General features: G+C 74.9%; 18 protein-coding genes and 1 tRNA gene. 11 read left to right on the forward strand and 8 right to left on the reverse strand.

What is annotated here, in order from left to right:
* Positions 1-203: 203 nt before the first annotated feature.
* The gene (gene glgX, locus ACFYXK_RS07750) at positions 204-2,318 is read left to right on the forward strand and encodes a glycogen debranching protein GlgX (protein WP_389410270.1); all 2,115 of its coding nucleotides are present in this window, start codon (positions 204-206) and stop codon (positions 2,316-2,318) included.
* On the opposite strand, the gene ACFYXK_RS07755 is transcribed toward glgX, so the two are convergent.
* A complete protein-coding gene (locus ACFYXK_RS07755) occupies positions 2,303-3,655 on the reverse strand; it encodes an MFS transporter (RefSeq protein ID WP_389410271.1) in 1,353 nt (450 codons plus the stop codon). The two genes, glgX and ACFYXK_RS07755, sit on opposite strands and share 16 nt — an antisense overlap.
* Before the next feature lie 82 nt (positions 3,656-3,737).
* Between ACFYXK_RS07755 and treY the strand changes: the two genes are divergently transcribed.
* A complete protein-coding gene (gene treY, locus ACFYXK_RS07760) occupies positions 3,738-6,053 on the forward strand; it encodes a malto-oligosyltrehalose synthase (RefSeq protein ID WP_389410272.1) in 2,316 nt (771 codons plus the stop codon).
* Here treY and ACFYXK_RS07765 read toward each other — a convergent pair.
* Complete coding sequence (locus ACFYXK_RS07765) at positions 6,021-6,908, reverse strand: LysR family transcriptional regulator (RefSeq protein WP_389410273.1); 888 nt, start codon at positions 6,906-6,908, stop codon at positions 6,021-6,023. The two genes, treY and ACFYXK_RS07765, sit on opposite strands and share 33 nt — an antisense overlap.
* A gap of 84 nt (positions 6,909-6,992) precedes the next feature.
* On the opposite strand from ACFYXK_RS07765, the gene lpdA reads away from it, so the two are divergent.
* Together lpdA and ACFYXK_RS07775 are read left to right on the forward strand one after the other, a co-directional pair.
* The gene (lpdA, locus tag ACFYXK_RS07770) at positions 6,993-8,408 is read left to right on the forward strand and encodes a dihydrolipoyl dehydrogenase (RefSeq protein WP_389410274.1); all 1,416 of its coding nucleotides are present in this window, start codon (positions 6,993-6,995) and stop codon (positions 8,406-8,408) included.
* 98 nt (positions 8,409-8,506) lie between these two features.
* Positions 8,507-9,805, forward strand: coding sequence for a M14 family zinc carboxypeptidase (locus tag ACFYXK_RS07775; RefSeq protein WP_389410275.1), 1,299 nt, complete (start codon positions 8,507-8,509; stop codon positions 9,803-9,805).
* Here the strand turns inward: ACFYXK_RS07775 and ACFYXK_RS07780 are convergent.
* Together ACFYXK_RS07780 and ACFYXK_RS07785 are read right to left on the reverse strand one after the other, a co-directional pair.
* Complete coding sequence (locus ACFYXK_RS07780; RefSeq protein WP_389410276.1) at positions 9,795-10,304, reverse strand: GNAT family N-acetyltransferase; 510 nt, start codon at positions 10,302-10,304, stop codon at positions 9,795-9,797. The two genes, ACFYXK_RS07775 and ACFYXK_RS07780, sit on opposite strands and share 11 nt — an antisense overlap.
* A 90-nt stretch (positions 10,305-10,394) precedes the next feature.
* The gene (locus ACFYXK_RS07785) at positions 10,395-10,958 is read right to left on the reverse strand and encodes an FHA domain-containing protein (protein WP_389410277.1); all 564 of its coding nucleotides are present in this window, start codon (positions 10,956-10,958) and stop codon (positions 10,395-10,397) included.
* Between the two features lie 111 nt (positions 10,959-11,069).
* Between ACFYXK_RS07785 and treZ the strand changes: the two genes are divergently transcribed.
* On the forward strand, positions 11,070-12,824 hold the full coding sequence (treZ, locus tag ACFYXK_RS07790) for a malto-oligosyltrehalose trehalohydrolase (protein WP_389410278.1): 1,755 nt from the start codon (positions 11,070-11,072) through the stop codon (positions 12,822-12,824).
* A gap of 58 nt (positions 12,825-12,882) precedes the next feature.
* Complete coding sequence (locus ACFYXK_RS07795; RefSeq protein ID WP_389410279.1) at positions 12,883-13,653, forward strand: class I SAM-dependent methyltransferase; 771 nt, start codon at positions 12,883-12,885, stop codon at positions 13,651-13,653.
* Positions 13,654-13,669: 16 nt separating this feature from the next.
* Here ACFYXK_RS07795 and ACFYXK_RS07800 read toward each other — a convergent pair whose 3' ends face one another.
* Complete coding sequence (locus tag ACFYXK_RS07800; protein ID WP_389410280.1) at positions 13,670-14,791, reverse strand: aminopeptidase P family protein; 1,122 nt, start codon at positions 14,789-14,791, stop codon at positions 13,670-13,672.
* Positions 14,792-14,891: 100 nt separating this feature from the next.
* Positions 14,892-15,737 carry a LysR family transcriptional regulator gene (locus ACFYXK_RS07805; protein ID WP_389410281.1) on the reverse strand — a complete coding sequence of 282 codons (846 nt, stop codon included), beginning with the start codon at positions 15,735-15,737 and terminating at the stop codon, positions 14,892-14,894.
* On the opposite strand from ACFYXK_RS07805, the gene ACFYXK_RS07810 reads away from it, so the two are divergent.
* The 3 genes from ACFYXK_RS07810 (at position 15,736) to ACFYXK_RS07820 (ending at position 17,348) form a co-directional block, all read left to right on the forward strand.
* Positions 15,736-16,356, forward strand: coding sequence for a hypothetical protein (locus tag ACFYXK_RS07810; protein ID WP_389410282.1), 621 nt, complete (start codon positions 15,736-15,738; stop codon positions 16,354-16,356). The two genes, ACFYXK_RS07805 and ACFYXK_RS07810, sit on opposite strands and share 2 nt — an antisense overlap.
* 86 nt (positions 16,357-16,442) lie before the next feature.
* Positions 16,443-17,201: a hypothetical protein gene (locus ACFYXK_RS07815; RefSeq protein ID WP_389410283.1), complete on the forward strand. Its 759-nt coding sequence runs from the start codon at positions 16,443-16,445 to the stop codon at positions 17,199-17,201.
* Between the two features lie 74 nt (positions 17,202-17,275).
* A tRNA-His gene (locus ACFYXK_RS07820) sits at positions 17,276-17,348 on the forward strand.
* 60 nt (positions 17,349-17,408) lie between these two features.
* Here ACFYXK_RS07820 and ACFYXK_RS07825 read toward each other — a convergent pair.
* A complete protein-coding gene (locus tag ACFYXK_RS07825; protein WP_389410284.1) occupies positions 17,409-18,164 on the reverse strand; it encodes an alpha/beta fold hydrolase in 756 nt (251 codons plus the stop codon).
* A gap of 73 nt (positions 18,165-18,237) precedes the next feature.
* Between ACFYXK_RS07825 and ACFYXK_RS07830 the strand changes: the two genes are divergently transcribed.
* A complete protein-coding gene (locus ACFYXK_RS07830) occupies positions 18,238-19,002 on the forward strand; it encodes a hypothetical protein (RefSeq protein ID WP_389410285.1) in 765 nt (254 codons plus the stop codon).
* Here ACFYXK_RS07830 and ACFYXK_RS07835 read toward each other — a convergent pair.
* Positions 18,989-21,049 (reverse strand): phosphocholine-specific phospholipase C, encoded by a 2,061-nt coding sequence (locus ACFYXK_RS07835; RefSeq protein WP_389410286.1) that lies wholly within the window; start codon positions 21,047-21,049, stop codon positions 18,989-18,991. The two genes, ACFYXK_RS07830 and ACFYXK_RS07835, sit on opposite strands and share 14 nt — an antisense overlap.
* 313 nt (positions 21,050-21,362) lie before the next feature.
* Between ACFYXK_RS07835 and ACFYXK_RS07840 the strand changes: the two genes are divergently transcribed.
* Positions 21,363-23,546: a hypothetical protein gene (locus ACFYXK_RS07840; RefSeq protein WP_389410287.1), complete on the forward strand. Its 2,184-nt coding sequence runs from the start codon at positions 21,363-21,365 to the stop codon at positions 23,544-23,546.
* Position 23,547: the final 1 nt, after the last annotated feature.

A 23,547-nucleotide genomic window follows, 5' to 3' on the forward strand; every position in this document is an offset into this window, starting at 1 on the left:
CACCGGTGGTCCGTTGACCCATTATCCGATGCCCGCATAGTCCGCTGACCCGCATATCAGCTCTCCGGGTCACCCGGGAGGAGCATCCCAAGTCCCCGCGTGCGGGCCCACTTTCGGGGAAGATCTGCAGGGACGTGGTCCACGCCGGATCAGCCGAACCAACAGCCCGAACAGCCGGGGGAACGAGGGGAAGAGTCGTATCCATGCAGGTCTGGCCGGGACAGGCGTATCCGCTCGGCGCCACGTACGACGGCGCCGGCACCAATTTCGCGGTCTACTCCGAGGCCGCCCGACGCATCGAACTGTGCCTGCTCCACGAGGACGGCTCGGAGACCGCCGTCGAGCTGCGCGAGACCGATGCCTTCGTACGCCACGCCTACCTGCCCGGGGTGATGCCGGGGCAGCGCTACGGCTTCCGCGTGCACGGCCCGTACGAGCCCGAGCGCGGGCAGCGCTGCAACGCGGCCAAGCTGCTGCTGGACCCGTACGCGCGGGCCGTGGCGGGCAGCGTCGACTGGGGCGAGGAGGTGTACGGCTACCACTTCGGCCGGCCGGATTCGCGCAACGACCTCGACTCGGCCCCGCACACGATGAGTTCGGTCGTGGTCAATCCGTACTTCGACTGGGCGAACGACCGCCCGCCGCGCCACGAGTACCACCACACCGTGCTGTACGAGGCGCACGTCAAGGGTCTGACCATGCGTCACCCCGATCTGCCCGAGGAGCTGCGCGGCACGTACGGGGCCCTCGCGCACCCGGCGGTCATCGGGCACCTCAGCAAGCTCGGGGTGACGGCGCTGGAGCTGATGCCGGTGCACCAGTACGTGAACGACCACCGGCTGGTCGACGACGGGCTGAGCAACTACTGGGGCTACAACACGATCGGCTTCTTCGCCCCGCACAACGGCTACGCCTCCGGTGACCGGGGCCAGCAGGTGCTGGAGTTCAAGTCGGCGGTGCGGGCCCTGCACGAGGCAGGGATCGAGGTGATCCTCGACGTGGTCTACAACCACACCGCCGAGGGCAACCACCTGGGCCCGACGCTGTCCTTCCGGGGGCTCGACAACGCCTCGTACTACCGCCTCGCGGACGATCCCCGGCACTACATGGACACGACCGGGACCGGGAACTCGCTGCTCATGCGCTCCCCGCACGTGCTCCAGCTGATCATGGACTCGCTGCGGTACTGGGTCACCGAGATGCATGTGGACGGGTTCCGCTTCGACCTCGCCGCCACGCTCGCCCGGCAGTTCCACGAGGTGGACCGGCTGTCCTCGTTCTTCGACCTGGTCCAGCAGGATCCGGTGGTCAGCCAGGTGAAGCTGATCGCGGAGCCCTGGGACCTGGGCGAGGGCGGCTACCAGGTGGGGAACTTCCCGCCGCTGTGGACCGAGTGGAACGGCAAGTACCGGGACACCGTGCGGGACCTGTGGCGCGGCCAGCCGCGGACGCTCGCGGAGTTCGCGGGGCGGCTGACCGGCTCCTCGGACCTGTACCAGGACGACGGGCGCCGCCCGCTGGCCTCGATCAACTTCACCACCTGCCACGACGGTTTCACCCTCAACGACCTCGTCTCGTACGACGAGAAGCACAACGAGGCGAACCGGGAGGGCAACCGGGACGGGGAGACCCACAACCGGTCCTGGAACTGCGGGGTCGAGGGGCCGACGGAGGACCCGGAGATCCAGGAGCTGCGCGAGCGCCAGATGCGCAACTTCACGGCCACCCTGATGCTCTCGCAGGGCGTGCCGATGCTCAGCCACGGCGACGAGTTCGCCCGCTCGCAGGGCGGCAACAACAACGCGTACTGCCAGGACAACGAGCTGTCCTGGGTCAACTGGCCCGAGCCGGGCAAACCGGCGCCCTCCCTGCTGGAGTTCACCCGGCGGATGGTGTGGCTGCGGCGCGACCACCCGGTGTTCCGGCGGCGCCGGTTCTTCCACGGCCGGCCGGTGGAGGGCACCGACGACGAGCTGTCGGACATCGCCTGGTTCACCCCGCACGGGGAGCCGATGCGGGCCCGCGACTGGCAGGCGCAGCACGCGCGCTCGCTGACGGTGTTCCTCAACGGGGAGGCGATCTCCGAGCCGGGCTCGCGCGGGGAGCGGATCACGGACGACTCGTTCCTGCTGATGTTCAACGCGGGAGCCGATCCACAGGAGTTCACCGTCCCGGCCGGGCACGGGGCGCAGTGGCGGCTGGTCGTGGACACGGCGCGGCCCGACGTACTGCCACCCGGCACCGGGCCGCAGTATGCAGCCGGGGACCGGGTGGCGCTGACAGGACGGTGTCTGGTGGTGCTTCAGCGCCCGGCGTAGGAGGAACCGGACGGGCCCGACGGGCTCCCGGCCACGTCCGGGGAGGCGCTCTGCTGCGCCGGGATGAAGACCTTCGGCGCGGCGGGGTGCGTCCGGGCCGCCGGCACCCGGGTGACCAGGGCGAGGAGCAGGGACAGTGCGGCCGCCCCGACGGCCACGGCGAAGGCCCCGGCGGGCCCGTACGACTCGGCGAGCCGTCCGGATGCGGCGAGCGCGGCGGCCTGCCCGGCCACGAGCGAGCTCGCGGCGAAGGCCGTGGCCTCGGCGAGCCGGGCCGGCTCAACGACCCGCTCGGTCAGCGCGAACGCGGTGATCAGGTGGGGGGCGTAGGCGGCCCCGAGCACGGTGACGACCGCGTACAGCGGCCACAGGGTGTCGGTGAAGAGCAGCGGTACGGAGAGCACCAGCGCGGCGGCGGTCGCCGTCCGCCAGCGCAGCCGCAGCCCGATGCGGGCGGGCAGCGCCCCGAGGGCGAGGCCCACGGCGGCGCTGACAACGCCCATGGCGGCGTAGACGATGCCGGCCTGGCCGGGGACGCCCAAACGAGCGGTGAGGGCGGCGATTCCGGCCTGGCAGGCGCCGAACATGGCGCCCTGGAGCAGCAGGGAGCCCCGTACGGCGTACACGACGCGCGGGTGGCGGGCGGGGCGGCGGGCGGCGGCACCGGCATCGGCACCGGCACCGGCACCGGCACCGGCTTCGTGGTCGGCCTTCGGGCCCGCCCCGGCCGTGACGGCGGCGGTCGGGTGCAGGGCGAAGGCGGTCCCGAAGACGGCGACGAGGGCGGCGGCCCCGCCGAGGGCGACCGCGGGGTGCAGGGCGAGCGCGGCGAGGCCGACGAGGGCCGGCCCGAAGACGAAGGAGACCTCGTCCAGGGTGCCCTCGAGCGAGTGGACGGCGCCCACCACGCCCTCGTCGGCCCCGGCGCGGTGGGCGAGGGCCACGGAGCGGGTCCGGGCGAGCGGCCCGATCAGCGGTACGGAGGCCCCGGTGACGGCGCCGATCGCGGCGAGCGGGGCGGTGGCCAGGCCCCCGAGGGCCCCGGCGACCAGCGCGCCGGTGGCGACCGCGTTGACCGCGGCGGCGGTCAGGACCACGGGCCGCTGCCCGTACCGGTCGGCGAGCCGGCCCAGGACGGGCCCGCAGACCACCTGTCCGGCGGAGAGGGTGCCGCCGACGATGCCGGCGGTGGCGAGGGAGCCGCTGGTCTCGGCGACCAGCAGCACGCTCCCGAACTGGGACATCGCAACGGGCAGTCGCGCGAGGAAGGAGAGGAGCGGGAGTAGGGGCCCGGTCAGGGCGATGACTCTTCGATAGGTGTTGACGGTTCCGGCCACTTGATCGACCTTAACGCGGTGCAGTCACCCGGATGCATTGGGTCATGGCACGGAATCCTGCAAGGTGGGTACGTACGTTCTCATGAGCCAGCCCTACCCGCGCAGCCAAACGGAATCCGATGTTCTGACAGCCGTCACTCCAGCGCCACCTGCGGCCGCTCCGGCTGCGGTCCCCTCGTCGACGTACCGCCTTCAGCTGCGGCCGGAGTTCCCCTTCGCGGCGGCCGAGGCGGCCGTGCCGTACCTCGCCTCGCTCGGCGTGTCGCACCTGCACCTCTCGCCGGTGCTGGAGGCGGTCCCCGGCTCGGCGCACGGGTACGACGTCACCGACCACTCCGTGGTGCGGGCCGAGCTCGGCGGCGAGGCGGGGCTGCGGGCGCTGGCCGCGGCCGCCCGGGGGCACGGGCTCGGCCTGGTGCTGGACATCGTGCCGAACCACATGGCGGTGCCGTCCCCGCTGCGGCTGAACCGGCCCCTGTGGGAGGTGCTGCGGGAGGGGCCGCGGTCCCCGTACGCGCGCTGGTTCGACATCGACTGGGAGGCGGGCGGCGGCCAGGTGCTGCTGCCGGTGCTCCCGGGGCCGCCCGGACCCGGCGCGTTCACGGTCGACCGGGACGGCGGGGTGCTGCGCCACGGGGAGCTGGAGTTCCCGCTGCGCGAGGGCACGGCGGGGCTGGCGCCGGCCGAGCTGCTGGCCGCGCAGTGGTACCGCCCGGCGTGGTGGCGGGAGGCCCGGACGGGCCTCAACTACCGGCGGTTCTTCACGATCTCGGAGCTGATCGGGGTCCGGGTGGAGGACCCGGAGGTGTTCGAGGCGACGCACGCGAAGGTGCTGGAGCTGGTGCGGGACGGGGTGGCCGGGGGACTTCGGATCGACCACGTCGACGGGCTGGCGGATCCGGAGGGGTACCTGCGGCGGCTGCGGGCGGCCGTGGGCGGGGACTGCTGGGTGGTGGTGGAGAAGATCCTGGCCCGCCAGGAGCGGCTGCCGCCCGGCTGGCCGGTGGCGGGGACCACCGGGTACGACGCGCTGAGCCGGGTGGACGGGGTGTTCACCGACCCGGCGGGCGCCCCGGAACTGGCCCGGCAGTACGCGCAGTTCACCGGGGCGCCCGCATGGGAGCAGACGGCCCGGGCGTGCGCGCGGGAGGTGCTGACCGGCGATCTGGCCGCCGAGCTGGCAGCCCTGGAGCGGACCGCCGGCCCGGAACTTGCCGCCGGGGTGCGGGAGTTGCTGATCGCCTATCCGGTCTACCGGCCGTACCCCGGCGAGCCGGACCTCGACCCGCAGGCCCTGGCGGAGGCCGCCGCATCGGCCGGTCCGGGCGCGGTGGCCGGCGTACGCGAACTCGTGCTGCGCGATCCCGCCTTCGCGGCGCGCTTCGCCCAGACCTCGGCGGCCCTGCGGGCCAAGTCGCTGGAGGACCGGGCCTTCTACCGGCACGCCCCGCTGCTGTCGGCCACCGAGGTCGGCGGGGACCCCGGGCAACCGGCGCTCTCGCCGGCCGAGTTCCACGCGTACTGCGCGGAGCTCGACCGGGACTGGCCGGGCTCCGGGACGGTGCTGTCCACCCACGACACGAAGCGCAGCGCGGACGTCCGGGCCCGCATCTGCGCGCTCTCCCAGGCTCCCGGGCTGATGGGCCGGCCCGCCGGGGCCGATCCCCAACTCGCCTGGGTGTCCCGGCAGACGGCGCTGGGCCTCGGGGAGGTGCCGGAGCGCGCCGAGCGCCTCCTGCAGGCGCTCCTCAAGGCCGTCCGCGAGGCTGCCCTGCACACCAGCTGGACCGACCAGGACCCGGCGTACGAGGCCTCCGTCGAGGGATACGTCCCGGCCCCGGAGGAGACCGCGGAGCCGGCGGAGCTGGCCCGGGCGGCCCGGGCGAACCTGCTCGGGATGGCGTTGCTGCACCTGGCGATGCCCGGGGTCCCGGAGGTCTACCAGGGCGCCGAGACGGAGTACCGGGCCCTGGTGGACCCGGACAACCGGCGCCCGGCCCGGTTCCCCCGCGAGGCCCTGGCCCGGCTGGACGCGGGGGCCGCGCCGCAGGGGCAGGCCCAGGAGAAGCTCGCGCTGACGGCCGCCCTGCTGCGGCTGCGCCGGGACCGGCCCGATCTGTTCACCGGCTACGCCCCGCTCGCCGCCCGGGGTCCGGCGGCGGAGCACTGCCTGGCGTTCGCCCGCCCGGCCGGGCTGGTCGCGGCGGTCACCCGGCTCTCGTACCGGCTGGCCGCGGCCGGCGGCTGGCGGGACACGGCTCTGGCCCTCCCGCCGGGCCGGTGGACGGCGCTCCTGGACCGGGGGGCCTCGTACGAGGGCGAGGTGCGGCTGGCGGACCTGCTCTCGGCCCGCCCGGTGGCTGTCCTACTGCGCGAGGGCGGGCCGGGAGACGAGTAGTCCGGCGAAGGCCTCGGCCGCGCCGGTCAGCGGGACCCGGGAGAACACGGAGAGGGGGCGGTGCCACGGCGGGTCGAGGGAGAGCAGCGCGCAGTCCTCACCGAGGGCGCCCCGGACCGTGTGGGCCGGGGCCACGACGATGCCGACGCCGGCGGCCGCCATCCGCACGGCCGTCGAGGTGTGCTCCGTACGCAGCACCGTGCGCGGGGTGAAGCCGACGGTGCCGCATGCCCAGTCGAGGAACGCCCGGCCCTGGACGGAGGGTTCCATGGCGCAGCGGATCCAGTCGCGGTCAGCGAGCTCGGCCAGCCGGACGGAACCACGGCCGGCCAGCGGGTCGTCGAAGGGGACCACCAGCACCAGTTCCTCGCGGCCCACCGGCAGGACCGGGCCGGTCCACTCCTTGGGCTCGGGGCCCACCGCGAGGTCGGCGACGCCCCGTTCGAGCTGTTCCTCCAGGGCCTCCGTGGACCCGTACTCGCGCAGGACCAGCTGGACGCCCGGGTGCAGGGACCGCCAGCGGGCGGCGATGCCCGGAAGCAGTCCGACGGCGACGGCATGGACGGTGGCGAGGTGCAGTTCGCCGCCGACGGCTCCGGCGGCGGCGCGGGCGGCGCGCTCGGCCTGCCGGGCGCTGTGGACGGCGAGCTGGGCGTGCGGCAGGAAGGCGCGGCCCATGGAAGTGAGCCGGACCCCCCGCGGCAGGCGCTCCAGCAGCTCGCCGCCGACGGATCGCTCCAGGGCCTTGACCTGGTGGGAGAGGGCGGGCTGGGTGACGTGCAGCGCCTCGGCGGCGCGGGTGAAGGAGGACTCCTCCACGATGGTGAGGAAGTACTCCATCTGACGCAGGCTCATGGCCGGGAGCATAAAGACCGTGCATGGAACCGAGAAGATCATTGCCTTGGACTCATGGCAGGGGCCGACCGCAGGCTTGTCCCCATGAACAGCAACGGCACTGAAGCGGACGTCATCGTGATCGGCGGCGGCACGGGCGGGTACGGCACCGCCCTGCGCGCCGCGGCCCTGGGGCTGGACGTCGTCCTCGTGGAGCGCGACAAGGTGGGCGGGACCTGTCTGCACCGCGGCTGCATACCCAGCAAGGCGATGCTGCACGCGGCCGAACTGGTCGACGGCGTGGCCGAGGCGCGGGAGCGGTGGGGGGTCCGGGCCACCGTGGACTCGGTCGACTGGGCGGCCCTGACCGCCAGCCGCGACGACATCGTCTCCCGCAACCACCAGGGCGTGGAGGCCCATTTGCGCCGCGCCGGCGTCCGGGTCGTGCGCAGCGGCGCCCGGCTGACCGGACCGCGCTCCGTGCGGACCGGGGACGGGCGGGAGCTCACCGCGGCGCGCGGCATCGTGCTGGCCACCGGTTCCCGCCCGCGCGTCCTGCCCGGGCTGGAGCCCGACGGGCACACCGTCGTCACCAGCGACGACGCTCTGTTCGCGCCCGGGTTGCCCGCCTCGGTGCTGGTGCTGGGCGGCGGGGCCATCGGCGTGGAGTACGCCTCGTTCCACCGGTCCATGGGCGCCGAAGTGACCTTGGTCGAGGCTGCGGAGCGGCTGGTTCCGTCGGAGGACGCCGATGTGTCACGGCACTTGGCGCGCGGGCTGAAGAAGCGCGGGATCGACGTGCGGACCGCGGCCCGGGTGGAGGGCGCCGAGCGGCTCCCCGGCGGGGGCGTGCGGGCCACCGTACGCGGGGCGCGCGGGGACGTCCGGGACGTGGTGGCGCAGCGGCTGCTCGTCGCGGTCGGCCGCGTCCCGGTGACCGACGGGCTGGACCTGGCGGCGGCCGGACTGGCCACGGACGAGCGGGGGTTCGTGGCACCGGCCGACTGGTCCCGGCTGGAGACCGCGGTCCCGGGAATCCACGTGGTGGGCGACCTGCTGCCGCCGCCCTCGCTCGGCCTGGCACACGCCTCGTTCGCGGAGGGGCTGCTCGTCGCGGAGACCCTGGCGGGGGTGGCGAGTGCCCCGGTGGACTACGCGGCGGTGCCGCGGGTGACGTACTCGGCGCCGCAGACCGCCGCCGTCGGGCTGACGGAGGCGCAGGCCCGGGACCTGTCCTACGACGTCGTCGTGAACACGATGCCGCTGACGGCGGTGGCGAAGGGGATGGTGCACGGACAGGGCGGGACGGTGAAGGTGGTCGCCGAGCGGGGCGGGCGGGTGCTCGGCGTACACCTGGTCGGGCCGCACGTGTCGGAGATGATCGCGGAGAGCCAGCTGATCGTGGGCTGGGACGCGGAGCCGGGGGACGTGGCCCGCCACGTCCACGCCCACCCGACGTTGTCCGAGGCGGTGGGCGAGGCCTTCCTGTCCCTGGCCGGCCGCGGACTCCACCAGCAGTAGCCGACGGGCCCTCCCGACAAGGCGTTGGCCAGGGGTTTCCGGGAAGTGTGGGGCGTGCGGAGCAGTAGGGGGCGTGCACGGCGGGCATTGCATCAGACGTGACCCTCCTCCGTGACATGTGCTACCCCACACCGTCCGAGCTCGCGCTGGCCGCACGCGCGCTGGCGGACGAGCACCCCGGCCGGGCCAGGCTGCGCCAGATCGGCACCTCCCGGGGCGGCCGGCCCCTGTGGCTGCTCTCCGTCGAGCCGAGCGGCCGCCCGCAGGGCGCGGGCGTCCTGGTCGTCGCCGGGGCCCACGCCAACGAGCCCGTCGGCGGTGCCACCGCGCTCGCGCTGGCCCGGCGCGTCCTGCGCGACCCGGCGATCCGCGCCGGGCGGGGCTGGCACTTCCTGCTGTGCGCCGATCCCGACGGGGCGGCCCTGCACCGCACGCCCCGCCCGGACTCCCTGCTCGACTACCACCGGAACTTCTTCCGGCCCCCCGGTCCGGAACAGCCCGAGTGGGCGCCGTCTTTACTGCCTCCGGACCGGCTGCCGCCCGAGACCCTGGCCCTGACGGCCCTCATCGACGAGCTGCGGCCCGTCCTCCAGGTCTCGCTCCACGGCACCGACCTCGGCGGATCCTGGGTACAGCTCACCCGGGACATACCGGGCCTCGCGGAACCGTTCGCCAAATCGGCCGCCGAGCTGCGGATCCCGGTGGAGACCGGGGCCTCCGACGCGGCCGGCTGGCCCTCCCCCGGGCCCGGGATCTTCGTGATGCCGCAGCCCGGGGCCGACCCCGCCGGGGCGTTCCACCCGGAGGACACCCGGCTCAGCACCTGGTACCACGCCCACCGGTACGCGGGCACCACCGCCATCGTCGAAGTCCCCATGTGGGCCTCGGACCTGGTGGACGACCCCGCCCCGCATCCGGACCCGCGCGGCGCCCTGCGGCTCCTGGCGGGGCGGCTCACCGCGGACGCCGCGCTCGTGGCCCGCGTACGGGACCGGGTACCCGGGACCGCGGAGCCCGGCTCGGGCTCCGGCGGGGACCCCGGTACGGCCGCGCTGCTGCGCGCCGTCGACTGGACGCTCTCCCTGATTCCCCGGATCACCGTGGAGTGGACCGGACCCGGGGCCCCCGCCGAGGCCACGGCGGCCGCCATCGGCAGCATCGACGCCTTCGGGCGGCGCCTGTCGCTGCGCGCCGCCGCGATGCTGCTGCGGGTGCTCCGGGCGCAGGGCCACCCGGCGGCACCCGGGCTGGACCGGCTCGTCACCGGCTGGTGCGAGGAGTTCGCCGCCCGGTTCCAGGCGCGCCGGGTCCCGGTGGCCACCCAGGTCGAGCACCAGACCCGTACCGTCCTGGCGGCGTACGAACGGCTCGTGGCGGCCGGGACGGTCACTGCGTAGGGGGTGTCCCGTCGGGTACGGACAGGGCGTAGCGGCGCTTGGGCGCGCCCGTGGCACCGAGCCGGTCGTAGAAGCGGATCGCGCCCTCGTTCCAGTCCGGGGTCTGCCACTGGACCTGGTCGAGGCCGAGCTCGCGGGCGAGGCCCGCCACGCCGTCCATCAGGGCGGCGCCGAGGCCGTGGCCGCGGGCTTCCTCGGCGAGGTAGAGGCAGTCCATGTGGAGGTGGTGCCGGGCGTCCCAGAACGCGAACTCGGCCGAGCAGGCGGCATATCCGGCGACCGATCCGTCCGGGGCCTCGGCCAGCAGCACCCACAGGCGGGCGCCCTCGGCGAACAGCTGCGGCCCGAGCCGGTCGGCCAGGTCCGCGGGCCGGGGCGCGGACTTCTCGTACGCGACGTGCTCGTGGACGAGTTCGACGAGGCGGGGCAGGTCCTCGGGGCGCGCGGGGCGCACGACGGGCGGGTGTTCGTTCGGGTCCTTCGGGTCTGCGTGTTCCATGGACCCCATCATCGGCCCCGGCAGGATCCGGGAGCCGGACACCCCCGTGGGGGCTTGCCCGTCGGGCCGGGCTCGCGCCCTGCTCGGGCCCTAGCTCGAGGACAGCCGGAAGTTCATCCGGCCGAAGCCGATCTGGTCCCCGGCCCGGACCGCCACCGAGCCGGTCACCCGGCGCCCGTTGACCGTGGTGCCGTTGGAGGAGCCGAGGTCGGTGAGCACCCACACCCCGTCGCGCAGCCCGAGCTCGGCATGGACGCGGGACACGGTCTCGTCGGTGAGCCGCAGCCCGTTGCCGGGGTCGCGGCCGATCCGCAGGGCCCGCGCGCTCGGGTGCGGCAGCAGCAGTTTGGGCAGCCGCTCGGCGTTCCACGCCCGCCGGACGCCGAGGGACACGGCCGAGGCACGGCCCACCCAGGCGAAGACGCGACGCGTCCAGGGGCCTTCGCCGCTCCCGCGGCTCCCGAGGTCGGCGGTGAGGACCACGAGGTCCTCGGAGCGGCGGGCGACCAGGGCGAGTTCCATACGGCGCAGGAACGTGTCGTGGGACAGCTTCCCGAGGGCGGCACCCTCGCGGAGCTGCTCCAGCGCCCGGTCGCGCTCCGCGTCGGACAGGCGCGGTACCGGGAAGGCGGGGAACTCGAAACTCGACGTCACAGGGTGATTGTCGGCCCGTCAGGGCCGGAGTGTCCAGAACTCCTCCGGCCGTCCCGCGATGATGGGGCAGGCACACGTTCCGGGTACCGCCGCAGACGAGGGGAACCGTCCGTGCAGTTCGAGGTGTGGGCACCGCTGACAGACCGGGTCGCGCTGCGGCTCGGCGACGCGACGTACGAGATGGCACGCGATCCGGACCGGACCGGCTGGTGGCTCGCCGAGGCCCCGGCCGCCGACGGGGACCGGTACGGATTCCTGCTGGGCGTGGCCTCGGGAGAGGAGGTCGTACGGCCCGACCCGCGCGGGCGGCGGCTGCCGGACGGGCCCGACGGCCTCTCGGCGGTGGTGGATTTCGAGCCACTCACCCCACAGGCCCCGCCGCCCGGGACACGGCTCCAGGACGCGGTCCTCTACGAGCTGCACATCGGCACGTTCACCCCCGAGGGCACCTTCGACGCGGCCGCCGCCCGCCTCGGGCACCTCACCGCGCTCGGGGTCACGCACGTGGAGCTGATGCCGGTCTGCCCGTTCCCCGGCCGGCACGGGTGGGGGTACGACGGGGTCGCGCCGTGGGCGGTGCACGAGCCGTACGGCGGCCCGGCCGGGCTGGCCCGGTTCGTGGACGCCGCGCACGCGGCCGGGCTCGGGGTGGTGCTGGACGTGGTCCACAACCACCTGGGCCCCTCCGGCAACCACCTCCCGGTCTTCGGCCCGTACTTCACGGACACCCACCACACCCCGTGGGGCGCGGCGGTCAACCTGGACGCCGCCGGCTCCGACGAGGTGCGCGCGTACCTCTTGGGCAGCGCCCTCGCCTGGCTGCGGGACTACCGCATCGACGGGCTGCGGCTGGACGCCGTGCACGCGCTCGCCGACGGCCGGGCGCTGACCTTCCTGGAGGAGCTGTCCGCGGCCGTGGACGAGCTCGCCGCCGAGAGCGGCCGGCCGCTGTTCCTGATCGCGGAGTCCGACCGGTGCGATCCGCGCACCACGACCCCGCGCGCCGCCGGGGGCCTGGGCCTGCACGCCCAGTGGAACGACGACTTCCACCACGCCCTGCACTGTGCGCTGACCGGCGAGTCCCAGGCGTACTACGCCGATTTCGCCGAGGCGCCGCTCGCCGCCCTGGCCAAGACCATGACCCGGGCCTTCTTCCACGACGGCACCTGGTCCTCGTTCCGGGGCCGCAGCCACGGCCGCCCGGTGGACCGGCGCCGCACGCCCGCGCACCGCTTCCTCGGCTACACGCAGACCCACGACCAGATCGGCAACCGGGCCCTGGGCGACCGGCTCGCCGCCTCGCTCTCCCCCGGTCTGCTGGCCTGCGCTGCGGCGCTGGCGCTGACCGGGCCGTTCGTGCCGATGCTGTTCATGGGCGAGGAGTGGGCCGCGGGCACGCCGTGGCAGTACTTCACCGACCACCCGGATCCGGAGCTCGCCGAGGCGGTACGGACCGGCAGGCGCAGGGAGTTCGCGGCGCACGGCTGGAAGGCGGAAGAGGTCCCGGACCCGCAGGACCCGGCCACCCGGGACCGCTCGTGCCTGGACTGGGCGGAGCCGGAGCGCGCCCCGCACGACCGGCTGCTGGCCTGGTACCGGACCCTGATCACCCTCCGGCGCACCCACCCCGACCTGCGGGATCCGGACCTGGCGGCGGTCCGCGTGGCGTACGACGAGGAGCGCCGCTGGGTGACGTTCCGGCGGGGCGACGTACGGGTGGCCGTGAACCTCTCGCCCGAGCCGGTGACCATCGCCCTCGGCCGCAACGGGGTCCGGGTCCTGGCCTCCTGGGAGCCCGTCGAGCACCCGGGCCCCGACGGCCGCGTCCACGTCCCGGCGGAGTCGGCGGTCCTGCTGGGGCCGTAACCCACGTCACTGCGGCCCTACTTGATCATCACGGGCCCGTTCTGATGGAGTCGGCCCCATGGAAGAGACACGGGAAGAGGAGAACGCACCGGCGGCCGCGTACGACCGCCTGGGGATCGGCTACAAGCAGGTGCGGCGGCCCGACCCCCGGCTGGGCGCGCTGATCCGGCAGGCGCTGGATGGCGCGCGCACCGTCGTCAACGTCGGTGCCGGGACCGGGTCGTACGAGCCGGAGGACGCCGAGGTCACGGCCGTCGACCCGTCGCAGGTGATGCTCGACCAGCATCCCGGCCCCCGGAAGGTGAAGGCCAGTGCGGAGGAACTGCCCTTCGCCGACGGGGCCTTCGACGCCGCCATGGCGGTCCTGACCGTGCACCACTGGTCCGATCTGCACCGCGGGCTCGGCGAGCTGCGCCGGGTCTCGCGCCGGCAGGCCGTCTTCACCTGGGATCCCGAGCACCGCCCCGAGCTGTGGCTCGTGGACGCGTACCTGCCGGAGATCCGGGATCTGGACCGCGCGCGCTTCACGCCGGTGGCGGAGGTCGTGGAGGCGCTGGACGCGCACACCGTGCTGCCGTTCCCGATCCCGCACGACTTCACGGACGGGCTGCAGACCGCCTACTGGCGCCGGCCGGAGGCCTATCTCGACCCGGCCGTACGGGCGGCCAGCTCGACCTTCGCGACGCTGCCGCCCTCCGTTGTGGAGCCGGCGATGGAACGGCTGCGCGCGGACCTGGCCTCCGGGGCCTGGGAGCGGCGCCACGCCCACCTGCTCGGGCGGGAGAGCGTGGACTACGGCTACCGCCTGGTCGTCGCCGGGGAGCAGTGACCGCCGGATCCTGCCCCTACTCCACGACGGCCAGTTCGCGCGGGGCGTTGTTGAAGCTGCGGCCGCCGTCCTCGGTGACCGTCACGATGTCCTCGATGCGCACCCCGAAACGGCCGGGCAGGTAGATGCCCGGCTCCACGGAGAAGCACATCCCGGGGACCAGGGGCTGCTCCTCGCCCTCGACCATGTACGGGGGCTCGTGGGTGGTCACGCCGATGCCGTGGCCCGTGCGGTGGATGAACCGGTCGCCGTAGCCGAACTCGGTGATCACCGCGCGGGCCGCCCGGTCCACGTCCTGGCAGGCGATGCCCGGGCGGACGGCCGCGCGGGCGGCCTGCTGGGCCTCGCGGACGATGTCGTGGACGCGCTGCTCCTCGGCGCTCGGCTCGCCGACGTGCACGGTGCGCGAGATGTCGGAGCCGTAGCCGTGCTTGAGCCCGCCGAAGTCGAGGACCACCATGTCGCCCCGCCCGATGGTGCGTTCACCGGCCTCGTGGTGGGGGTTGGCGCCGTTGGGGCCGGAGCCTACGACCGTGAAGTCCACCTGGGAGTGGCCGTGTTCGCGCAGCAGCGCGGCCAGGTCGGCTGCGATGTCGGCCTCCCGGCGCCCGGCGAAGGGGACCTTGAGGATCTGCTCGTACGCCGCATCGGCGGCCGCTCCCGCCGCCGCGAGCCGCTCCAGCTCCCGCTGGTCCTTGACCGCGCGGAGCATCGGCAGGACGTCGGTGAGCGGGGCGTACGAGGTGGCCGGCAACTCCCGCTGGAGGCCGAGCAGATGCAGCGCCCAGGTGTTGTCGCTGACCCCGAAGCGGCCGCCGACGTCGAGGAGCGGCGCGGTGACGCCGTACGGGTCCTTCCCGTCGGCCCAGTCGCGCAGGGTCAGCGCGGGAGCCCCGGGGGCCTCGGCCGCGTCGGGGGCCTCCAGGGCCGGCACGACGAGGACGGGCTCCTGCCCGGCGGCGAGCACGAGCAGGGTCAGCCGCTCGGTGTCGACCGGCCGGTAGCCGGTGAGGTGGGCGAGGTCGGGCCCGGGGGCGATGAGCAGCCCGGCCAGCCCGGCATCGGCGGCGCTCTGCGCGGCGGCGGCCATCCGGGCGGCGTAGTCGGCGTGCGTGAACGGATCGGGTTCGAGGTCCATGCTGCGATCCTGCCGCCGCGCCGGGCCGCGCGCGAGTGGTCGGGGGCGTCTCGCCGGCCGGGCCGGGTTCGCCGATCCGGCCCGGCCGGCCGGACACCTCCTACCGCGCCGCGGTGAGCCGGGCGGCGAGGGCGGCCGCCGCGGGGGTCGGGGTGCCGGGGGCGAGGAGTTCCGTACGGTGCACCAGGCGCGGGTCGCACAGCGCTGCGGCGACCCCGGCCGCGGCGGCCTCGGCCACCCTGCGGGGCAGCAGGACCAGGCCGTGCCCGGCGGCGGCGAGCGCACACAGGGCGTGCAGGTCGGTTCCGTCGTAGCGCAGGGCCGGGGCGGTGCGGACGGCGGCGGGCAGCGGCGCCGCGCCGGGGGCGTCGATCCAGCGGGCGTCGGCGAGGTCGTCCAGCCGGAGCGCGGCCCGGCCGGCGAACGGGTGCCCGGCCGGGAGCAGTACGGCCGGCTCCTCCTCGCCGACGCCGGTCACGGTCAGCGGGGCCACGTCGGGCAGCCTCAGCGGGTCGCTGGGCGCGGCGAGGCCGTCGACCAGGCCGAGGTCGCAGCCGCCGGTGGCGACGGCGGCCGGCACCTCGGCGGGCGGCAGCACCCGCAGCGAGACCCCGGTGGCGGGCAGCGCGGCGAGCAGCCGGGGCCCGACGGCGAGCGGGGAGGCGGCGAGGGTGACCTGCCCGGGCGGCACGGCGGCCAGCCGCAGCACATCGGCCCGGGCCGCGTCGAGCCGCAGCAGCAGCGGCCCGGCGTGTTCCAGCAGCCGCACCCCGGCCGGGGTCGGCTCCACGGGCCGCCGGGTGAGGAGCTCGGCGCGCAGGTCGCCCTCGAGGGCGGCGATGTGCTGGGACACGGCGGACTGGGTGTAGCCGAGCTCGCGGGCGGCGGCGGAGAAGGAGGACAGCCGGGCGACGGCGACGAAGGTACGGAGCAGGTGCGGATCCATGGCGCCAGCGTGCCAGCGGCCCGGCGCCGCCGCCGCGCCCCTGGAGCGCGCCGCCCGGCGCGCCCGACCGGTGGTGGGACGCGGCGTCCGTATCGTGGACGGGGTGAGCATCCCCAGCGGCCCGCCCGCCGGCCGCAGCAGGCCACAGGGCACGTCCCGGACCGACTCCGCCGGCGCCGTGTACGGCTCCCTCCTCGCCACCTCCGTGGTGGCCACCGCGAGTACCGTCGGCGACCGTCCGCGGCTTCACCTGGTTCTCCTCCTGCTCGTCACGGGTCTGGTGTTCTGGGCCACCCACGTGTACGCCGAGCTCGCGGGGGAACGGCTGGTCGGGCAGCCTTGGAGCCGGCACGAGATCCGCCGTGTCGCCCTGCACGAGTGGCCCATCGTCGAGGCCGCCGCCCTGCCCGCGGCCGCCGTGGCCCTCAGCGGTGTCCTCGGACTGGACTACGTGGGGACGGCGTGGCTGGCCATGGGCGTGGCGGTGGCGCAGCAGGTCGTCTGGGCGTGCCTCGGCGCCGCCCGCGCCGGTGCCACCCGCGGCCAGCTGGCCACCGAGGGAGTCGTCAACCTCGTCCTCGGCCTGACCCTGGTGGCCACCAAGGCCGCACTGAAGTAGCACGGACACGGTGATCAGCCCTGCTTATCGGGCATGCAGGAACAATCGTTGGCGCTGAACCCGGGCCGGGTCGCAGGATGACCGGCATGACCACGGCGCGCACCACCGCACGAACCACTGCGGGGACCACCCGGCCCGCACGGGTCGCCCTCGTCGGCGACCGCTCCCCGCACGTGAAGTCCCACACCCGCATCCCCGGGCTCCTGGACGCCCTCGCCTCGCGCGACGGGCTCGTCCTCGACGCGTACTGGATCCCCACCGGCGACGCCGGGGCCGAGGCCGCCTCCGGGACCCTGGCCCGGTTCGACGCGGTCTGGCTGCTGCCCGGCAGCCCGTACGCCAGCGAGGCGGGGGCGCTCGCCGCGATCCGGGTCGCGCGGGAGGAGGGGATCCCGTTCCTCGGGACCTGCGGCGGCTTCCAGCACGCGCTGCTGGAGTACGCCCGCTCGGTCTGCGGGCTGGCCGGCGTCGCGCACGCCGAGAACGACCCCGGGGCGCAGGACCTGCTGATCGCCCCGCTCGCCTGTTCGCTCGTCGGCCACGAGGGCCTCGTACGGGCCGAGCCCGGGTCGCTCGCCGAGGCCGTGCTCGGCGCGGAGCGGTCCGTGGAGCGCTACCACCGCAGCTACGGTCCGCAGCCGCGGTACCTGCCGGTGCTCACCGCCCACGGGCTGCGGCTGTCGGGGCACGACGAGGACGGGCAGGCGCGCATCGCGGAGCTGCCGGGGCACCCCTTCTTCCTGGCCACGCTGTTCCAGCCCGAGCTGTCCGGGGACGGAAGGCGCCCGCACCCCGTCGTGAAGGCGCTCGCGGCGGCGGCCGTCGCGCACGCCGCGGCCGGATAACGCGTGGCGGGACCACCCTCCTGATCAGCTATGCTGTGCATGCACATCGAACGGGCGGCCCGCCGCCCTTCGTGGTGGGTGTAGCTCAGTTGGTAGAGCACCTGGTTGTGGTCCAGGTGGCCGCGGGTTCAAGTCCCGTCACTCACCCTGATCCCCTGGGGGTACGAGGTCTCCTCGTACCCCCAGGGGCTTTTTTGCGTCCTCCCGCTACCCCCGCAGGAACGCCTCCACCGCGGCGACGAAGGCGACCGGGGTCTCGTGCGGCGGGTAATGGCCGGCGCCGGGGACGGGGTGGACCCGGCAGTCGGGGTACCAGACCTGCCAGGTGGCCCGCATCACCTCGGGGGTGAGGGCGAGGTCGTACTCCCCGACGAGGACCAGCACCGGGACCGTACTGCCCTTCACGGCGGCGGACAGGTCCAGCGGCTGCCAGCTCGCGAGGTACGCGGCGAAGGCCTCCGGGCGGGAGACGGCGAGGGAGTGCGCGACCATCCGGTCCAGCCAGTGGCGGCTCGCGCGGTGGCCCGTGACGAGGTCGAGGATGGTCCGCCGGTTCTCGGCGCTGTGGGCGGCTCCGTGGAAGAGGGCGTGCGTCGCGTCGTCCATCTCGTACGGGCCGGCGGGGACCGGGTTGATCCCGATCAGCTTCTCGATCCGCTCGGGGGCCCGGACCAGGACCTGCTGCATCGCCTTGCCGCCCATGGAGTGGCCCATGAGGGAGAAGGTGTCCCAGCCGATCTCGTCGGCGAGCGCGAGCACGTCGTCGGCGATCTCGGGGAGGCCGTAGCGGCCGGCGACGTCGCGGCGGTCGCCGTAGCCGCGGTAGTCGAGGAAGGCGTACGAGAACCCCTCCGGGTCGAAGTAGTCCAGTGCGGAGCCCCAGTTGGCGGAGGTGCCGAACCAGTCGTGCAGCACGATGACGCGGACGGGGCCGGTGCCGATCCTGCGGTGGGCGATGGCCATGCGTTCTCCCTCGGTGGCGGGGATGGCGGAGCCGGACGCCGTACCTCCTGCCCAGCCGGCCTACGATCACACCGTGATACCGACACCTCCTTCCGCGCCCGTGGAGTGCATCAGGATCCGCGACGCGAGGACCGGGACCGGCCACCCCCACCACCCCGCGTACTACGAGATCGTCGATCCGCAGGAGATCGCGGAGGTACTCGCCGTCTGGCCCGACGAGCCCGCAGCCGCCGGGACGGACGGACCGTCGGATCCGGGGATCGAGTTCATCTCCTGCATGTGCTGGGAACACGAGCCGGGCGGCAGCGACGACCCGCGGATCCGCGACCTGCCGAACGGCATGCGGCCGCAGCCGCTCGCCCGGCTGCTCGACAGCAGGGCCGCGGACGGCATCCCGGCCAGGCACCGCGCCCGGTGGGCGGCCGCCGCACCCGGCGGGCTCCGCGGCTACGCCGAGGCGATGGCCCGCGGCGAGGAGCCGGAGCCCCCGGCGGGCATCGCGCTGTCGGTCGCCTTCGCCTGGCAGGGTGCCGCCCGGGAGAACCCCGCGGACGCGGCGTCCCTCCTTGCGGACGCGGCCCCGCTGCGCCTGCTGACCGGAGCAGGCACGGCGGAGCTGGCCTGGGCAGTGCGTGAGACGGACCGCGGCGGGCTGGACGCCGCCGTACGGTTCTTCGCGAGCGAGGAGTTCACCACCCGCCACCCCAAGCGCCGCCGCGTCCCGGACACCGCCCGCGACCTCCTGCTCCGGCACGCCCGCAGCCACCGCCCCACCGACCTCCCGGTCCTGGAACGGCGACTGCTGCGCACACCTGACGACCGCGTCAGACGGTTTTGATCGCCGGGTCGGAGAGGCCCGGGGTGCCCGTTTCGACGTGGCCCGCGAAGCGGCGCAGGAAGGTGCCGTCCGCGTCGGAGACGACCTTCACGTCGTACCAGCGGCCCGTGGCGCCCAGGTCCGCCGTGTACGCGGCCGTGCCGCCCGCCGCGACGCGGAGGGTCTGGGCCGCGCCGTCGTAGGCGTTGGTCACCGTGAGGTTGACCGCCGTCGAGCCGGAGTTGGTCAGCGTCAGCTTCAGGTTGCCGGTGGCCGCGTCGTGGCGGGCCGTGACCTCCGGGCCGGCCTTCTTCGCGGGGCCCTTCCAGGTGCGCAGGAATCCGTTCGGGCCCCAGACCGTCAGGTTGATCTGGTTGCCGGTGGAACTGCTGGTGCTCCAGGTGTCGACAAGGGTCTTGCCCGCCTCGACCGTGTAGGGCCAGGGGCCGTCCGTCCGGTTGCCCGAGGTGCTGTGGAAGTGGGCGCCGAGGCTGGGGCCGGAGGAGAAGGTCAGGGTGAACTTGCCCGTGGAGACCGTGGCCTTGCCGTCCACGTACGGGGCGTAGCCGAGCGCGCGCGTGGGCTTCTGGCCCGCCTCCTGCCTGGGCAGGGTGCCCGTCGCCGGCGGGACCGGGTGGTAGGACGGGTGGGCATTGTGGTCCGGCGGGACGTAGCCCGCCGTGGAGGGCAGGGCCGCGGGCGAGGCGTCCGCCCTGGAGAAGTCGAACGCCGAGGTCAGGTCGCCGCAGACGGCGCGGCGCCACGGCGAGATGTTGGGCTCCTGCACACCGAAGCGCTTCTCCATGAAGCGGATCACCGAGGTGTGGTCGAAGGTCTCGGAGCAGACGTAGCCGCCCTTGCTCCACGGGGAGACCACGATCATCGGGACGCGCGGCCCGAGGCCGTACGGGCCGGCCGCGTAGCCGCCGCCCCCGGCGTACAGGTCCCGGGTGACGTCGGCGGTCGACAGGCCCCAGGCCGAGGACGCCGGCGGGTACGGCGGGACGACGTGGTCGAAGAAGCCGTCGTTCTCGTCGTAGGTGATGAAGAAGGCCGTCTTCGCCCACACCGCCGGGTTCGCGGTCAGCGCGTCCAGGACCTGCGAGATGTACCAGGCGCCGAAGTTGACCGGCCAGTTCGGGTGCTCGCTGAAGGCCTCGGGGGCGGCGATCCAGGAGACCTGGGGCAGTGTGCCGTTGACCACGTCGGCGCGCAGCCTGTCGAAGTAGCCCTCGCCCGCCTTGGCGTTGGTGCCCGTACGGGCCTTCTCGTACAGGGCGCTGCCCGGCGCCGCGTTGCGGTAGGCGTTGAAGTACAGCAGCGAGTTGTCACCGTAGTTGCCGCGGAAGGCGTCGCTGATCCAGCCCCACCCGCCGGCCGCGTTCAGGCCGTCGCCGACGTCCTGGTAGATCTTCCAGGAGACCCCGGCCGCCTCCAGGCGCTCCGGGTACGTCTTCCAGCCGTAGCCGGCCTCCTGGTTGCCGAGGACCGGGCCGCCGCCGGTGCCGTCGTTGCCCGTGTGGCCCGTCCACATGTAGTAGCGGTTCGGGTCGGTCGCGCCGATGAAGGAGCAGTGGTAGGCGTCGCAGACCGTGAAGGCGTCGGCGAGCGCGTAGTGGAACGGGATGTCGTTCCGCGTCATGTACGCCATGGTCGTGGCCGTCTTGGCCGGGACCCACTTGTCGTACTTGCCGTTGTTGTACGCCGCGTGACCGCCGGCCCAGTCGTGGTTCAGGCCCTCGACGAACTGCATGCCGAGGTCGTTGACCTGCGGGTTGAAGGGGAGGATGTCCTTCGTGCCGTTGGACTGGTAGAAGACGGACTTCCCGTTGTCCTGGAGCACCGGACGCGGGTCGCCGAAGCCCCGGACGCCCTTCATCGAGCCGAAGTACTGGTCGAAGGACCGGTTCTCCTGCATGAGGACCACGATGTGCTCGATGTCCTGGATGGTGCCGGTGCTGCCCTGCGCCGGGATGGCAGCCGCGCGCGCGATGCTCTCGTTCAGCATCGCGGCTGCGGCGGTTCCGCCCGCGATCTGCAGGAACCTGCGGCGATTGAGCTCAGCCATGGGGGACGACCTCTGCGAGTGAGGGGGGGTGTCGAGGGGCGACCCAAGGACAGCGGTCCCGGGGTACCGGACGGAGATCAGTTCGTGACACCGCGCGGTACAGCTGGAGAACGGAAAGACCTCACGGACGGTCCGCGCATCTGCTGAAATGACCTCCGAAACACACTGCACGGGGGGTGCGGAGCAGATGGCGGGGACCGAGTTCGGGCATGTCCTGGGGCGGTCCCGTGCGCTTTCCGGCCTGCCGGCTGCTCCGCTGGTGGCACGGTACGGGGAACTCGTGGCAGCGCAACAGGGCTTGGGATTAAGCCACTTGGGCGAGTTACTGGTTCCGGCCGGCGGGCGGCTGCGGGTACTCGACGGGATCTTCGCCGTCGAAGGGCCGGGGCGGCGGCGCCATGTGGGGGCCGAGGCCCTGCGGGCGCTCCGGGCCTCCCGGGGGGCCGCCGGCGCCGGTGCGCTGCTGGACCGGCTGGCCGGGATCCAGGAGCGGGATCCGACCGCGCTGCGGCGCGTCCTGCTGTACCAGCTGGTGCAGCTGCTCCACGACCACCCGCGGGGGGATCTGCCGGACACGGCCGCCGGGTTCGGGGTCGACCCCGACGAGGCGGCGGCCCTGGTGCACGCCGCCGCGGGGAGCCCCCGGCTGGATCCGGCGCAGCGGGCCGCCGCCGAGGGGCTGGAGGACGCCCGGCTGGCCGGGCGGGTGCGCGCCGCCGCCCGGAGCGCCGCCGTGCTGCCGCCGTCGGTGGCCGGCGGGGACCCGCTGCTGGCGGGACGGCTGGCCGAGCTGGCCGCGCGGGTACGGGCCGCCGACGCGCTGCTGGACGAGGCCCGCGCGTACGAGGACCACGAGGATCCGGAGCAGGCCGCCGCGGCGTACGCACAGGCGGCCCGGCTGGCCTGGGACTGCCCGCGCGCGGTGCGGGGCCTGGTCCGCACCCACCGCGCGGCCGAAGGGGACCCCGGGCCGCTGGAGGCCCGGTCCCTGCCCGGCGGGGTCGCCCTGCGCAGACCGCCCGGCGCCGACCCGGACGGGACCTGGCGCGTGGTCCGGCTGACCCGGCGCGAGCCGCTCACCACACCGCTGCCGGAGGTACCGGGCCCGCTCGGCGCGGGGCCGCTGACGGACCGCCGGGCCCCGCTCGGGCGCGAGGTGCGGTACGTGGCCCTCCCGGCCGGGGACGGCGCCCCCTTGATCAGCGCCCCGCTGCTCGTGGCCCCCGAGGTGGCGGAGCTCCGCCTCACCGACGGCCGGTCCCGCATCGAAGCCTCCTGGCTCCGCCCGCCCGGCGCAACGGGGGTACGGGTGACCCTGACCGGCCCCGATGGCCGCACGACGCACCTCGGCCCTCCGGCGGCGACAGGTCCGGCCGGAGCGGGCGATGGCGCGGGCGCCGCCGGACCCGGCGCGGCCGGGGGCGGCTCCGCGGCTGCCGCCTCGTCGGCCGGCCGCGAGGGTGTGCGGGCCGGGGGGCTGGGGCCCGGGACGTACGGGGTGCGGGTGCGGTGCCGGTACGCGGGCGTGGGGGACGAGGTGCTGTCCGGCGGGGTCGAGGCGGCCGTCGTCGTGCATCCCTGGCCGGAGCCGGTGGTCGGCCTCGGTGCGGCCGCCCGGGACGCGGGCGGGCTGGAGTTCTGTTGGACGGGGGGCGCGGGGGCCGACGTACGGCTCGTGCAGTGGCCGGGGACGGCTCCCGCGAAGGGGACCGAGCTCGCGGCCGACGCGCTTCCGGCGGCGCTGCCCTGGGTGGACGCGGACGGCATCGCCGATCCGCCGCCCGGCACGCTGGCCACCGTCAGCGCCGTGGCCGTCCTGGGCGGGCGGGCACTGGCCGGGCCGGGCGTGGTGGTCGAGGCCCCGGAGCCGGTCACCGGGCTCACGGTCCGGCGGACCACTCCCGGGCGGGCCCGGATCAGCTTCGACTGGCCCGACGGCGCCGGCCGGGTCACGGTCGCGGTCGCCCCCGGGCCCGGCGGCGATCGCACCGAGCACCCCGTCGTACGGGCCGTGTTCCTGCGCGAGGGGCTGGAGCTGCCGGTCGGCCCCGGCGCCGTCCGCGTCACGGCCCACGCCGCCCCGCGCAGCGCGCTGGCGACCGCGGCCGCCCCGCGCGACGCCGAGCAGGCCGTCCTCCCGGCCGACGTGGCCATCGCCTACCGGCTCCTGCCCGGGCCCCGGCGGATGCTGCGGCGCGGTCCCGCCGTGCTCCGGGTGACGCTCCTCGCGCCCGGCGGGGATCCCGGCTCCGGGCTGCCCGACTTCGTCCTCGTAGCCGGAGCCGGCGGCGGTGCGGCCCGGCCCCACCGGCCGGTCGACGGTTCCGAGTTGTGCCGGGTGACCGGCGCCGAGCTCGCGGCCTCGGGGACCGTCGAGCGTGAGATCGTCCCCCGCGCGCCCGGCGGCCCGTACGCCGTGCGCGGTTTCCTCCTCGGCGGCCGTGCCGCCTCCGTCCGGCTCGACGAGCCCTCCCTCACCTCCCTGGTGGTCCGCTGAC

The organism is Streptomyces sp. NPDC002209 (genome assembly GCF_042890265.1).
Classification (GTDB): Bacteria; Actinomycetota; Actinomycetes; order Streptomycetales; family Streptomycetaceae; genus Streptomyces.